The organism is Streptomyces sp. NPDC054841 (genome assembly GCF_053611045.1).
The window spans coordinates 1-13,376 of the sequence record NZ_JBSGZO010000051.1 but is presented as its reverse complement, the minus strand read 5'-3'; the positions used below and the strand labels follow the sequence as shown (position 1 = coordinate 13,376).

At 70.1% G+C, this 13,376-nt stretch carries 11 protein-coding genes; 4 read left to right on the top strand and 7 right to left on the bottom strand.

Going from position 1 to position 13,376, the window contains the following annotated elements; all coding sequences use genetic code 11:
* Position 1: 1 nt before the first annotated feature.
* The gene (locus tag ACWGI8_RS10485; RefSeq protein ID WP_453659735.1) at positions 2–1,378 is read right to left on the bottom strand and encodes a diaminobutyrate--2-oxoglutarate transaminase family protein; all 1,377 of its coding nucleotides are present in this window, start codon (positions 1,376–1,378) and stop codon (positions 2–4) included.
* Positions 1,379–1,676: 298 nt separating this feature from the next.
* On the opposite strand from ACWGI8_RS10485, the gene ACWGI8_RS10480 reads away from it, so the two are divergent.
* Positions 1,677–2,897: a trypsin-like serine peptidase gene (locus ACWGI8_RS10480; protein ID WP_453659734.1), complete on the top strand. Its 1,221-nt coding sequence runs from the start codon at positions 1,677–1,679 to the stop codon at positions 2,895–2,897.
* A gap of 342 nt (positions 2,898–3,239) precedes the next feature.
* Positions 3,240–4,412 carry a trypsin-like serine peptidase gene (locus ACWGI8_RS10475; RefSeq protein WP_453659733.1) on the top strand — a complete coding sequence of 391 codons (1,173 nt, stop codon included), beginning with the start codon at positions 3,240–3,242 and terminating at the stop codon, positions 4,410–4,412.
* A 137-nt stretch (positions 4,413–4,549) separates the two neighbouring features.
* Here ACWGI8_RS10475 and hflX read toward each other — a convergent pair whose 3' ends face one another.
* From hflX to miaA, 6 genes are all read right to left on the bottom strand, one after another.
* Positions 4,550–6,043: a GTPase HflX gene (hflX, locus tag ACWGI8_RS10470; RefSeq protein WP_453659732.1), complete on the bottom strand. Its 1,494-nt coding sequence runs from the start codon at positions 6,041–6,043 to the stop codon at positions 4,550–4,552.
* A gap of 160 nt (positions 6,044–6,203) precedes the next feature.
* Positions 6,204–7,658 (bottom strand): M1 family metallopeptidase, encoded by a 1,455-nt coding sequence (locus ACWGI8_RS10465; protein ID WP_453659731.1) that lies wholly within the window; start codon positions 7,656–7,658, stop codon positions 6,204–6,206.
* A 127-nt stretch (positions 7,659–7,785) separates the two neighbouring features.
* The gene (locus ACWGI8_RS10460; RefSeq protein ID WP_453659730.1) at positions 7,786–9,927 is read right to left on the bottom strand and encodes a RelA/SpoT family protein; all 2,142 of its coding nucleotides are present in this window, start codon (positions 9,925–9,927) and stop codon (positions 7,786–7,788) included.
* Between the two features lie 140 nt (positions 9,928–10,067).
* The gene (dapF, locus tag ACWGI8_RS10455; RefSeq protein ID WP_453659750.1) at positions 10,068–10,967 is read right to left on the bottom strand and encodes a diaminopimelate epimerase; all 900 of its coding nucleotides are present in this window, start codon (positions 10,965–10,967) and stop codon (positions 10,068–10,070) included.
* A gap of 35 nt (positions 10,968–11,002) precedes the next feature.
* Positions 11,003–11,455, bottom strand: coding sequence for a hypothetical protein (locus tag ACWGI8_RS10450; RefSeq protein ID WP_453659749.1), 453 nt, complete (start codon positions 11,453–11,455; stop codon positions 11,003–11,005).
* Between the two features lie 107 nt (positions 11,456–11,562).
* The gene (miaA, locus tag ACWGI8_RS10445) at positions 11,563–12,501 is read right to left on the bottom strand and encodes a tRNA (adenosine(37)-N6)-dimethylallyltransferase MiaA (protein ID WP_453659729.1); all 939 of its coding nucleotides are present in this window, start codon (positions 12,499–12,501) and stop codon (positions 11,563–11,565) included.
* Between the two features lie 181 nt (positions 12,502–12,682).
* Here miaA and ACWGI8_RS10440 point away from each other — a divergent pair, with 181 nt between their 5' ends.
* Entirely contained in the window at positions 12,683–13,063 is a 381-nt protein-coding gene (locus ACWGI8_RS10440; protein WP_453659728.1) for a hypothetical protein, read from the top strand.
* A gap of 22 nt (positions 13,064–13,085) precedes the next feature.
* On the top strand, positions 13,086–13,340 hold the full coding sequence (locus tag ACWGI8_RS10435) for an antitoxin (RefSeq protein ID WP_453659727.1): 255 nt from the start codon (positions 13,086–13,088) through the stop codon (positions 13,338–13,340).
* Positions 13,341–13,376 lie beyond the last annotated feature (36 nt).

Sequence of the window (13,376 nt, the reverse complement as noted above, 5' to 3'; positions counted from 1 at the left end):
ATCAGTGAGACGGTCCGGTGCCGTTTCGGCGGTGGGGTGAGCGTTCGGCCGCTGCGAGGGCGTCGGCGAAGCGGTCGAGGACCGCGGTGGCCTGCTCGTCGGTGAGGGTGAGTGGAGGGAGAAGGCGGACAACACCCGCGTGGCGTCCGCCGAGTTCGACGATGAGTCCGCGGCGCAGGCATTCCTGCTGCACCGCGGCGGCGAGGGCGGAGTCGGGCGGCGGGGCGTCCGCGTGCGGATCGCCGATGTCGGGATCGACGAGCTCCACACCGATCATGAGCCCACGGCCGCGTACGTCTCCGATGCAACGGAGGGTCGTGGCGAGGCCCTGGAGACGGCTGAGCATGCGGGCGCCGAGGGTGGCGGCACGTTCGGCTAGGTGGTTCTCGCGGACGTAGGCGAGGGTGGCCGCGCCGGCGGCCATGGCGAGCTGGTTGCCTCGGAACGTACCGGCGTGGGCGCCCGGTTCCCAGGCGTCAAGATCCGAGCGGTAGACGATGACAGCAAGAGGGAGGGAGCCGCCGATGGCCTTCGACAGAACCATCACATCGGGGACGATCCCGCTGTGCTCGACCGCCCAGAACGCGCCGGTGCGGCCGACTCCGGTCTGCACCTCGTCGGCGATCAGCGGGATGGAGCGGGACGCGGTGATCTCGCGCATCCGGCGCAGCCAATTGTCGGGCGCCGGGATGACTCCGCCCTCGCCCTGCACCGGTTCGACGATGAGGCCGGCCGGAGTGGGGACGCCTCCCTTGGGGTCGTCCAGGAGGCTCTCGGTCCAGCGTGCGGCGAGTTCGGCACCGCGCTCCCCACCGATGCCAAAGGGGCAGCGGTAGTTCTGCGGGTACGGCAGTCGGGTCACACGGACGTCGGTGGCCCCGCCTGAGGCATCGAGGGCTCCCGCGGTCATTCCGTGGTAGGCGCCGGTGAAGGCGAGAAGTCCGGTGCGACCGGTCGCGGAGCGGACGAGTTTGAGGGCGGCTTCGACCGCATCCGTGCCGGCCGGTCCGCAGAACTGGATGCGGGCGTTCTCGGCGAGCGGGCGCGGCAGCGTGGCGAACAGCTCGGTGGTGAAGGCGTCCTTGACCGGGGTGGCGAGGTCGAGGACGTGCAGCGGCGCACCCGAATCGAGGACCTTCCTGATCGCTTCCAGGACCACCGGATGGTTGTGGCCGAGGGCCAGGGTCCCGGCGCCTGACAGACAGTCGAGATACCGGCGGCCGTCCGCTCCCTCGATCGTCAGACCCCGGGCCCGTACGGGAACGATGGGCAGCGAGCGCGCATAGGTCCGCGCTGCGGATTCGCGGAGGGACTGACGCCGCAGGATCCCTTCGTGCGCGGCGGGCTGCACCACCGGGGCAGATTCGGTCACGGCCACGGCTCTTGGTCCTCCTGCTGTCACAGTTGCGTCGCACGTCGGCACGGCGTTGGCCCGCCGCGCCGCGAGGCTGAACGCTGACCTTGTGTCCCCCGTACGTACCAACGACGCCGGAAGCGGGGGATCACGGTCATTCCGAAGATCGTTGGGGCGGGGAACCGCAGCCCTGACGCACACCGTCCCCATGGGCACCGGCATAGTGGGGCCGCACTTCGGCACCGGGCTGCATCGCCGGATGCGTGCAAGCAGTTCGATCCAGTACGTAGGTCATTTCATGAAGTCCCAGGGGGATCACGACATGCGACTCAATCGCCCGACCTTCGCCGCGCGCCGTGGGGGGAGCGCCCGTCGCAGAACCTCTCCGGTGTTCGCGGCGGCCGCGGTCGCCGCGGCGCTCGCGCTGACGGCCACGGCCTGCGGCTCCAGCGAGGACAACGCGGGCGACAAGCCCAGCGCGCCCGTCGCCGGCCAGGGCACCGACGGCAAGATAACGATCCCGGACGATCTCAAGGACCGGCTCAAGGAGCACGGGATCGACCTGGACAAGTGGCGAAACGGCGAGTGGAAGAACTGGGACAAGGACAAGTGGCTGCGTGAGGCCAAGGACTTCGTCAACCCGATCATCGAGGACCTCTGGGACCCGGACCGGATGCGGGAGGCCGAGCAGCCCGACAAGGCGGTCGAGGAAGAGGACATCTCCGGCGACCAGGGTGTCACCGACCCGGAGCCGGAGCCGGTCAAGGCCCAGGCTGTGAGCGCGCCGTACCACGCCAACGCGGCCGAGGCCGGGAAGGTGTTCCTCGACACCCCCAAGGGCCCGGGGGAATGCTCCGCCACCGTGGTGAAGGATCCGGCCAACCCGGGCAAGTCCAACCTGGTGTGGACCGCGGGCCACTGTGTGCACGCGGGCAAGGAGGGCGGCTGGTACCGCAACATCACCTTCGTCCCGTCGTACAACAACAGCGCCAAGACCAGCACCAAGAGCGACTCGAAGGAAGAGATCGCTCCCTACGGCGTGTGGTGGGGCGACTGGGCGCAGACGTCCGAGCAGTGGATCTCCCAGGGCGGCCCGACCGACGGCGAGGGTGCCCCGTACGACTACGCCGTGATACACGTGACCCCGGAGAAGGGCGGCACCGGCAAGTCCCTGGAGGAGACGGTCGGTTCGGCGCTTCCGGTGAACTTCAACGCCCCGGCAGCGCCGAAGATCGACAGCATGACGTTGACGGGCTTCCCGGGGGCGCCCCCGTTCAACGGCGAGCGGATGTTCCAGTGCAAGGACAAGCCGAGCCGGCTGTCCCTCAAGGCGGACCAGCCCACGATGTTCATCATCGGCTGCACGATGAACGCTGGTTCGTCCGGCGGCGGCTGGGTCGCTGCGGGCCATGACGGAAAGCCTGCGCTGGTGTCGAACACGTCGATCGGCCCGGCCAGTGACGACTGGCTGGCCGGTCCGCGGCTGGGCGCGGAGGCCAAGGCCATCTACGACGCGGTCAGCAAGAAGTTCGCCGGCCGGTAGCCACGGCCGCAAGCCGAGGGCGGTTCCCGGTGCCGGTTGCTTCAGCCGGTTTCTGCCCGCCGGTGGCCGTGGTCCAGGGCCGCAAACCCGACCGGTGAGGCAGAGCCAGGAGTACGCGAAGGGGCCTTCGGAGCGAGTCCGGAGGCCCCTTCGCGTTCGCCGTCACCGTCCCGCGTCGCCGCACGTGGAGACTCCGTGCAGGTGGCGGGCCCATGCCAACTGCCGTGGTTCGCCCAGGCCTAGAGTTAGGGGCACACCACGGGCGGTCCACCGGAAGACCGCCCTTTCGCGTGCCGAGCACGTGACACGTTCATGGCATTACACACAGGGGGATTCGTTTCCATGCGATCCATACGTCCGCTGCTGGCCGCCACCGGCCTTGCCGCGGCCCTCTCGCTCACGGCCACCTCATGCGGCCCCAGCGAGAACAACGCGGGCGACAAACCCGCCGCATCCGCTTCCGCCGGGGACAACGGCGGTGCCGCCCTTCCCGCGGACCTGGCCGACAAGCTCAAGGAGCACGGTGTCGACCTGGACAAGTGGAAGAACGGCGAGTGGAAGAACTGGGACAAGGACAAGTGGCTGCGTGAGGCCAAGGACTTCGTCAACCCGGTGATCGAGGGCATGTGGAAGCCCGAGCGGATGCAGGAGGCCAAGTCTCCGCAGAGGACGATGGCCGCCGGTGACATCGCGGGCGACCAGGGCGTCACGGACCCGGAGCCGGAGTCCGTCCAGGCCGTGCCGGAGAAGAAGCCGTACCACAAGTACGCCGCACCGGTCGGCAAGGTGTTCTTCGACGCGCCCCGGGGGACTGGGTTCTGCTCCGCCACCGTGGTGAAGGATCCGAAGAACCCGGGCAAGTCCAACATGGTGTGGACCGCGGGCCACTGTGTGCACGCGGGCAAGGAGGGCGGCTGGTACCGCAACATCACTTTCGTCCCGGCCTACAACGACCTGGGCAAGTCCCCGGCGCAGATGGAGAACGCGCAGCCTCAGGAGATCGCCCCGTACGGCGTCTACTGGGCCGACTGGGTCTCGACCTCCGGTGAGTGGATCTCCCAGGGCGACCCGACCAACGGCGAGGGTGCCCCGTACGACTACGCCGTGATGCACGTGAAGCCGGAGAAGGGCACCAAGTCCCTCGAGGAGACCGTGGGAGTCGCCCTCGACGTCAACTTCGATGCCCCCGAGGCGGGGGGCATCGCCGCGATGGGCGCCTGGGGCTATCCGGCGGAGGCGCCGTTCAACGGCCTGATCATGCACAAGTGCGTCGACCGCCCCGGCCGGCTGTCCTTCAGCCCCGGTACGCCGACGATGTGGCGCATCGGCTGCACCATGACCGGTGGTTCGTCCGGCGGTGGCTGGTTCGCCGAGCAGCCGAACGGCAAGCTGGCGCTGGTCTCCAACACCTCCATCGGCCCGGCGACGACGGCCAGCTGGCTGGCCGGTCCGCGGCTGGGCGAGGGTGCTCGGGAGATCTACACGACGACGAGTGACAGGTTCGCGGGACAGTAATCTCGCGGGACAGGAATTCTGTCCGCGCTCCGAACGACCGAAGGCCCGTCCCTCCGAGTGGAGGTACGGGCCTTCGGCCTCTGTACGGAACCGCTGTCCGCCGCGCGGGTCAGCGCGTGGCCATCAGCTCGTTGCCATCAGTGCGTCGCCGGAACGTACGGCCCGAGTGCCGCGGCCAGTTCCTCATGGACGCGCGCCTTGAGGAGCGTGCCCTCGGAGGTGTGCTCCTCGGAGAGCACCTCGCCGTCGGCGTGCACCCGCGAGACGAGCGCTCCCTGCGTGTACGGCAGGAGGGCCTCGATCTCGACCTCGGGTCGCGGCAGTTCGGCATCGATCAGCGCGAGCAGCTCGTCCATGCCGGCGCCCGTACGGGCCGACACCGCGATCGCGTGACGCTCGATGCGCATCAGGCGCTGCAGCACCAGCGGATCGGCCGCGTCCGACTTGTTGATCACGACGATCTCGGGCACGTCCACGGCGCCGACATCGCGGATCACCTCACGCACGGCGGCGAGCTGCTCCTCCGGGGCCGGGTGCGAGCCGTCCACCACATGCAGGATGAGATCGGACTCGCCGACCTCCTCCATGGTGGAGCGGAACGCCTCGACCAGGTGGTGCGGGAGATGCCGGACGAATCCGACGGTGTCCGCCAGCGTGTAGAACCTGCCGCTCGGGGTCTCGGCCCGGCGCACGGTCGGGTCCAGGGTGGCGAACAGCGCGTTCTCCACCAGGACACCGGCGCCGGTGAGACGGTTGAGCAGCGAGGACTTGCCCGCGTTGGTGTATCCGGCGATGGCAACCGACGGGACCTTGTTCCGCCGGCGCTCCTGCCGCTTGATCTCGCGGCCCGTCTTCATGTCCGCGATCTCCCGGCGCATCTTCGCCATCTTCTCGCGGATCCGACGCCGGTCCGTCTCGATCTTGGTCTCACCGGGGCCACGGGTGGCCATGCCACCACCGCCGCCGCCGCCCATCTGCCGGGACAGCGACTGACCCCAGCCCCGCAGCCGGGGCAGCATGTACTGCATCTGTGCGAGCGCGACCTGCGCCTTGCCCTCTCGGGACTTGGCGTGCTGCGCGAAGATGTCGAGGATCAGGGCGGTGCGGTCGACCACCTTGACCTTGACGACGTCCTCGAGGTGGATCAGCTGGCCCGGGCTCAGCTCACCGTCGCAGACGACGGTGTCGGCTCCGGTCTCGAGCACGATGTCGCGCAGCTCGCTCGCCTTGCCCGAGCCGATGTACGTGGCCGGGTCCGGCTTGTCGCGTCGCTGGATGACGCCGTCGAGCACGAGGGCACCCGCCGTCTCGGCGAGCGCGGCCAGCTCCGCGAGCGAATTCTCCGCGTCCTGCACGGTCCCCGAAGTCCAGACACCGGCGAGCACCACGCGCTCCAGTCGGAGCTGCCGGTACTCGACCTCGGTGACGTCCTCGAGCTCGGTGGAGAGTCCCGCGACACGCCGCAGCGCCGCCCGCTCGGAGCGGTCGAACTGATCGCCGTCCCGATCTCCGTCGATCTCGTAGCTCCAGGCGACGTCCTCTTCCATCAGGGCATCGGCCCGAAGGCTCTCGGTGCGGTTGCTGTCCGCGAAGCTCTGCGCGTCCTGGGAAGTGGATGAAGAGGAGGTCATTGGATCCTTACGTCGATGGAAGCACGGTACGGAACGTACGGTACGCCGGTTACAACGCGTAACGGTGCCGGAAGATTCCCGGAGGTCCGAAGAGGTCCGGCCCGGCGGCGTCGCCGACGTGTCGATGGTCGCACGGCGTCGCCACGGCCGTCACCCCGGTTTACCCGCGCTTCGCGGCGGGAGCCTTGCTGCGCCACTGCGGGTGACCGGGCATCTTCGGGGTCTTCTCCGCGTACAGCCAGGCCTTGAAGAACGCGGAAAGATCACGGCCGGAGACACGGGACGCGAGACCGGCGAAGTCGGCCGTGCTCGCCGTCCCGTCCTTGTGCTCGGCCACCCACGCCCGCTCCAGCACCGCGAAGGCGTCCTTCCCGATCTCCTGTCGCAGCGCGTACAGGACCAGGGCGCTGCCGTCGTACACGACCGGCCGGAACAGCCCGAGCTGCTGGCCGGGGGTCCCGAGCTTCGGGGCGGCCGGCGGGCCGCCCGCCGCGCGCCAGCCGTCCGACTGCGTGTACGCCTCACGCATGCGTTTCTCCACGGACTGCTTGGCGTGTTCCTCCGCGTACAGCGCCTCGTACCAGCTGGCGTGTCCCTCGTTGAGCCAGAGGTCCGACCAGCCGCGCGGCGAGACGCTGTTCCCGAACCACTGGTGGGCCAGCTCATGCACCATGATCGAGTCGACGTACCACTTGGGGAATTCGGGGCGGGTGAAGAACGACCGCTCGAAGAGCGAGAGCGTCTGGGTCTCCAGCTCGAACCCGGTGCCGGCATCCGCGATCAGCAGCCCGTACGTCTCGAACGGATAGCGCCCGACCTTGCTCTCCATCCATTTGATCTGTCCCGGAGTCTTCTTGAGCCAGGGTTCGAGGAACGTGCGCTCGGCCGTCGGCACGACGTCCCGTACGGGCAGTCCGTGCGGTCCCTGGCGGTGGATCACCGCGGACTTGCCGATGCTGACCTGGGCCAGTTCGGTCGCCATGGGGTGCCGGCTGCGGTACAGCCAGGTTGTGGTCCGATCGGTCGGGGCCTTCGCCACCGGGAGCCCGTTGGCCACGGCCGTCAGCTCCGAGGGGGCGGTGATCCGGAAGGTGAAGAGGGCCTTGTCGGCCGGGTGGTCGTTGCAGGGGAAGACCCGGTGGGCGGCGTCGGCCTGGTTGGCCATCACCAGACCGTCGGCGGTACGCACCCAGCCGCCGTCGCCCTTGCCGTTCGGGTCGCTGGTGTGGCTGACGGTGATGCTCAGCGGCTCGCCCGGAGCGACGGCGCGCTCGGGCGTGATGACCAGGTCCTCGCCGCTGGTCGAGAATTCGGCGCTGCTGCCGTTCACGTCGACTTTCCGCACGGTTCCGCGGGTGAAGTCGAGGTTGATCCGCTCCAAGGACTCGGTCGCCCTCGCGCCGATCTTGGTGACGGCTTCCAGCGGCTTGGTGTTCGAGCCGCTGTAGGTGAAGGCGATGTCGTACGTGAGGACGTCGTACCCGGGATTGCCCAGGTGGGGGAAGAGCGGGTCGCCGATGCCGAGCGGCTCGGGCGCGGGGAGGGCGGCGGCGACCAGAGTGGCCGAGGCAGCGGCGAGCAGGGCGGCCCGCAGGCGTCGAGAGGTGAGCAGCATGCACCACCGCTACCAGCGCGGCCATCGCGGACCGTGACGGCTCGCTCCGCGCCCACTCGAACGGCGTCCGGCGGTACGACGAGTCGGGGGCGGAAAGGGCAGAAAGAGGCGGAGGGGACGTCGGGGATCAGGTGGTTGTCGTCGGATGCTGGGCCCGGCTCACGTCGTACACCCCGGCCACGTCGCGCATCGCCCGCATAAGAGCGGGAAGTCCGGCGGCGTCCGGAAGCTGGAGCGTGTAGGTATGGCGTACGCGCTGCTCGCTCGGCGGTTCGACGATGGCGGAGACGATCGCGGCACCGGCCGTCGCGATGACGTCGGTGAGATCCGCGAGCAGACGGGGCCGGCCGAAAGACTCGGCGACAAGCGTGACACGGCATTCGGCGGCGTCGCCCCAGCGCACACCCACCGGCGCGCGCCCCAGGGCGCGCATCCGGGCCACGGCGGGACACTCCTCGCGGTGCACGGTGACGGCGCCGCCGCGGACCGCGAAGCCCACGACCGCGTCCCGCGGTACGGGGGTGCAACAGCCGGCGAGGCGGGCGGTCGCCCCGGGGAGGCCGAGCAGCTCGGCCACGGCGTTAGTGACCACGGGCCGGCCCGCGGTGAAGGCGACGGGCGCACGCGGGGCAGCGGCGGGGGGCTTCGCCCCCTCGGGATGCTCGGTGAGCCAGGAGGTGATCGCGATCCGCGCGGCGGGCGTGCGGGCGTGGTCCAGCCAGTCGGGCGAGGGCCCCGAGGCGGCGTCCTGGGCGAGCAGCAGCTGGACCGTGTCGCCGTCGTTGAGCTGGGTGCTGAGCGTGGCGAGCCGGCCGTTGACGCGTGCCCCGATGCACGCGTGCGCCTCCTCGCCGTACTGCGCGTATGCCGCGTCCACGCAGCTCGCCCCGGCGGGCAGTCCGAGCGTGCCTCCGTCGGCCCGGAAGACGGTGATCTCGCGGTCCGCGGCGAGTTCGGCACGAAGGGAGGTCCAGAAGGTGTCGGGGTCGGGGGCGGACTCCTGCCACTCCAGGAGCCTGGAGAGCCAGCCGGGCCTGGTGGGGTCGGCGCGCTCGCCGTCGGCCGCGTCGGACGCATCGGGCCGATCGGCCGGGTCGGCCGCCTCGGGCCCGTCGGCCAGCGGCTGCGGATTGCCCAGTGCGTACGGGTTGCCGAGGGCGATGACGCCGGCCTCCGCGACGCGGTGCATCTGGTGGGTACGGATGAGGACTTCGGCGACAGCTCCTTCGGAGCCGGCGACCGCCGTGTGCAGCGACTGGTACAGGTTGAACTTGGGCGCGGCGATGAAGTCCTTGAACTCCGAGATCAACGGGGTGAAGCAGGTGTGCAGTTCGCCGAGGACCGCATAGCAGTCGGCGTCCTCGCCGACGAGGACGAGGAGCCGCCCGAAGTCAGTCCCGCGCAGCTCGCCGCGCTTGAGCCGCACGCGGTGGACGGAGACGAAGTGGCGGGGCCGGATGAGGACTTCGGCCTGGATGTCCGCGTCGCGCAGCACGGTCCTGACGTCCTCGGCAATGGCGGCCAGAGCGTCCGCCGCGTCGGCGTTGTCCGCGATGAGTGCCCGGGTGCGTTCGTACTCGTCGGGGTGGAGGATCGCGAAGACCAGGTCCTCCAGCTCGGTCTTGAGGGCCTGGACCCCGAGCCGCTCGGCGAGCGGGATCAGCACGTCCCGTGTGACCTTGGCGATGCGAGCCTGCTTCTCCGGACGCATCACGCCGAGCGTGCGCATATTGTGCAGCCGGTCGGCGAGCTTGATCGACATGACCCGTACGTCGTTGCCGGTGGCGACGAGCATTTTGCGGAAGGTCTCGGGCTCGGCCGCCGCGCCGTAGTCGACCTTCTCCAGCTTGGTGACGCCGTCGACGAGGTAGCAGACCTCCGCGCCGAACTCCGCACGTACCTGGTCCAGCGTCAGGTCGGTGTCCTCGACGGTGTCGTGGAGCAGGGCCGCGGTCAAGGTCGTGCTCTCCGCACCGAGTTCGGCGAGGATCAGGGTCACGGCGAGCGGATGCGTGATGTACGGCTCGCCGCTCTTGCGGAACTGGCCGCGGTGCGACGACTCGGCCAGTACGTACGCCCTGTGCAGGATGGCCAGATCAACGTCCGGATGGTGGGCGCGGTGCGCCTCAGCGACATGGCCGATCGCATCGGGCAGCCGGTCCCGGGCGGTGGGACCGAGAAGCGCGGCCCTGCCCAGCCGACGGAGGTCGAGCTTGGGGCGGCCGCGCCGTCGGCTGGGAGCACCAGGGTTGGTGGCCTCTGCACTCATGGGGCACCTCCGGCAGCGTCGACCGGCGGTGGGAAAGGCAGGCATGCCCTCCCGGCCGGTGCTTGATGCTACCGAGCCCACCACGTGGCGGAGTCCGCCTCTCGCTCAGCGTGAAAGGGATCACCCATTCGAGCGAACACTCAGGCGTCGGCCGTTTCGCTCCGTGACGGAGAGGACGTCGCGAGCCAGGCGGGATCGATGTGGCCCTCGGCGACGATCACGGCGGGGCCGGTCATCTCGATCGCGCCGTCGGGGTGCTCCGTGATCACCAGGCGCCCGCCTGGAAGGTCCACCGTGTACGTCACCGGGTCCCCGGTGACGGCCGGGTCGGCACCGTCCCGGCGCGCGGCCGCCACGGCGACGGCGCAGGCGCCGGTCCCGCACGAGCGGGTCTCGCCCGAGCCGCGCTCGTGCACACGCATGGCCACATGGCGCGGACCGCGGTCGATGACGAACTCGACATTCACCCCTTCGGGGTAGACGCCGGCGGGCGAGAAGGGCGGGGCGGAGTACAGGTCTCCCGCGTGGTCCAGATCCTCGACGAAGGCGACGGCGTGAGGATTGCCCATGTTCACGTTCCGGGCGGGCCAGCTGCGGCCGTCGACGGTGACCGTGACGCCGTCCTCCGGGAGGACTGCGCGGCCCATGGCGACCGTGATGTCGCCCTCCTTGTCGATGTGCACCCGCTTGACGCCACCGCGCGTGGCGACCGCCAGATCGCCCGTGTCGACAAGGCCCGCACGCTGCAGATAGTGGGCGAAGACCCGCACGCCGTTTCCGCACATCTCGGCGATCGAGCCGTCCGCGTTGCGGTAGTCCATGAACCATTCGGCCTCGCCGGCCTGCGAGCGCGCCTCGGGGTGCGCGGCGGAGCGCACGACGTGCAGCAGGCCGTCACCGCCGATGCCCGCGCGGCGGTCGCAGAGCCTGGCGACGACGGACGCGGGCAGCTCGATCACGTTGTCCGGGTCCGGGACGATCACGAAGTCGTTCTCGGTCCCATGGCCCTTGAGGAAGGCGATCGGCGAGCTCTTGGACATGGTCACCGCACCATCGTACGGGGCGGCGCCGACACTCAGCGGAGCCGGGCCACCCGCCACACGGCGAGGGCGACGAGCGCGGCGGCGATGATGACGTAGAGGGCGATCATGCGCCAGTCGGGGCGCTCGCCGGAGCTGCGCTCGGGCAGACCGGGCCAGGTGTGACCGACCCGGCGGGCGGCCATCATGCCCCAGCCCGCGGCGCAGCAGCTGATCAGCAGTCCGAGCATGGCGACGACCGCGCCACCGTCCCCGGAGCCGAAGGCGAGGGGGAAGGCGAACATGAGCGAGCCGACCGCGGCGAGCCCCACGATGGGAGCGAGCTGCCAGATCCGCAGCCTGCGCTGCGGGCGCAGCTCGACCTCCACCTCCACCCCGGCCCCGGGGTCGTCCTGGAGCACGTCCTGGGTGTCGTCAGGGCCGTCGGGACTGAGACGGGGCACGTCTTCCCGTGCTCCCTGTTCTCTGTCGCGAGGGCCGGCCTCCATCGCCACGCGCCCTCCCAACTCGGACTCCACTTGTCGATCGATGCTCGATGATGGCACGGCCCCGGGCGCCGGAATGACGTACAAGACGTCCCGATGCCATCACGTGATCAGGCTGTGACCGCTCGTTCGACCAACGCGATGGCACGGTGCGGGAGTTCCGCGCGGTCCGCAACGGCACCGCTCAGCCAGTGAACGCGCGGGTCGCGGCGAAACCATGAGTCCTGGCGGCGCGCGAAGCGTTTGGTGGCGCGCGCGGTCTCGGCGCGCGCCTCGTCCTCCGTGCACTCCCCCGCGAGCACGGCGAGCACCTGCTGGTAGCCGAGCGCGCGGGACGCCGTGCGCCCTTCGCGCAGTCCCTGCGCCTCCAGGGTCCGCACCTCGTCGACGAGCCCCGCCTCCCACATACGGTCCACCCGCAGGGTGATGCGCTCGTCGAGCTCGGGGCGCTCGACGTCGACGCCGATCTGGACGGTGTCGTACACGGCCTCGTGGCCGGGAAGGTTGGCGGTGAAGGGCTTGCCGGTGATCTCGATGACCTCCAGCGCACGGACGATGCGGCGTCCGTTGCTGGGCAGGATCGCCCGCGCGGCGTCCGGGTCGGCGGTGGCCAGCCGGGCGTGCAGCACACCGGATCCGCGCTCCGCCAGCTCCGCCTCCAGCCGGGCACGCACCTCGGGGTCGGTGCCGGGGAATTCGAGGGCGTCGATCGCTCCCCGTACGTACAGCCCGGAGCCGCCGACGAGGACCGGTGTACGACCCTCGGCGAGCAGTTTGTCGATCTCCGCGCGGGCAAGCCGCTGGTACTCGGCGACGCTCGCCGTCTGCGTGACGTCCCAGATGTCCAGGAGGTGGTGCGGGATCCCGCCGCGCTCCCCCGGTGTCAGCTTGGCGGTGCCGATGTCCATCCCGCGGTAGAGCTGCATCGAGTCGGCGTTGACGACCTCGCCGCCGAGCTGCTGGGCGAGATGGACGCCCAGATCGGACTTTCCGGCCGCGGTGGGGCCGACGACGGCGATGACCCGCGGTGCGGGAGCTGCGCTTCTCACCGCCCCAGTCTCGCAAACGTCACAGGTGTCCCCGAACGAGCTACGTGACGGCACACCAGTGGGGTCGTTGCCTGTTGCGAGGTTCCGGCCGCCGGTTTTCGAACCGGCCCCCGGGGGCGGCGCAGTGGGACGCTCCGGGCAACGCGGAATTTCGCCCACACGAGTACGCTATGGAGTTGATATGGGCGTTTTTGCAAGGTTTCGTCGGAAGAGCAAGGGAGCTGCCGAGGCGTCAACCGACGAGGGTCCCGACGGCACCCTGACGGCGGATTCCACGGCGGATTCCACGGAGGGTTCCGCAGAGGGTGCGGAAGGGGCGGAGGGTTCCGCCGAAGGGGCGGTGGAGGAGGCGGCGGACGACTCGAAGGCATCCGAGGCCGCCAATGCCTCTGAGGAGGAGGCCATTGACGGCGCCGCCGCCAAGGCCGAGTCGGAGACGGGGGAGCCCGCCGGCACGTGCGGCACGTCCGGCGCGTCCGGCGCGGAGAGTGTCGAGATTCCCAAGCAGCAGTCCGCCGACGAGGCCGCGGACAACGAGGCCGGCGAGGGCGCCCGTCACTAGATCCGTACGAGCGAGGTGACCCATGAGCATCCTGGACACGCTGAAGGCCAAGCTCGCCCCTGCCAAGGAGAAGGTCTCCGATCTGGCGCATCAGCACGGGGGCAAGATCGAGCACGGTCTGGACAAGGCCGCGCGGACGGTCGACCAGCGGACCAAGGGCAAGTACAGCGACAAGATCGGGTCGGGCACCGAGAAGGCCAAGGGGGCCCTGGACCGCCTCGCCCACAAGGACCACGGCACACCGAAGGACGACGACGCCCCGCCGCCGGCCTCCTGAATGAATAACGGCGGACGGCCGCGGAGCGCTTGGCTC

Excerpts from the sequence above, each read along its gene's own strand:
- ACWGI8_RS10450 (WP_453659749.1), bottom strand. The coding sequence starts at position 11,455 with ATGGAGGCCGGCCCTCGCGACAGAGAACAGGGAGCACGGGAAGACGTG.
- ACWGI8_RS10435 (WP_453659727.1), top strand. The coding sequence starts at position 13,086 with ATGAGCATCCTGGACACGCTGAAGGCCAAGCTCGCCCCTGCCAAGGAG.
- hflX (WP_453659732.1), bottom strand. The coding sequence starts at position 6,043 with ATGACCTCCTCTTCATCCACTTCCCAGGACGCGCAGAGCTTCGCGGAC.
- ACWGI8_RS10440 (WP_453659728.1), top strand. The coding sequence starts at position 12,683 with ATGGGCGTTTTTGCAAGGTTTCGTCGGAAGAGCAAGGGAGCTGCCGAG.
- ACWGI8_RS10460 (WP_453659730.1), bottom strand. The coding sequence starts at position 9,927 with ATGAGTGCAGAGGCCACCAACCCTGGTGCTCCCAGCCGACGGCGCGGC.
- dapF (WP_453659750.1), bottom strand. The coding sequence starts at position 10,967 with ATGTCCAAGAGCTCGCCGATCGCCTTCCTCAAGGGCCATGGGACCGAG.
- ACWGI8_RS10480 (WP_453659734.1), top strand. The coding sequence starts at position 1,677 with ATGCGACTCAATCGCCCGACCTTCGCCGCGCGCCGTGGGGGGAGCGCC.
- ACWGI8_RS10475 (WP_453659733.1), top strand. The coding sequence starts at position 3,240 with ATGCGATCCATACGTCCGCTGCTGGCCGCCACCGGCCTTGCCGCGGCC.
- ACWGI8_RS10465 (WP_453659731.1), bottom strand. The coding sequence starts at position 7,658 with ATGCTGCTCACCTCTCGACGCCTGCGGGCCGCCCTGCTCGCCGCTGCC.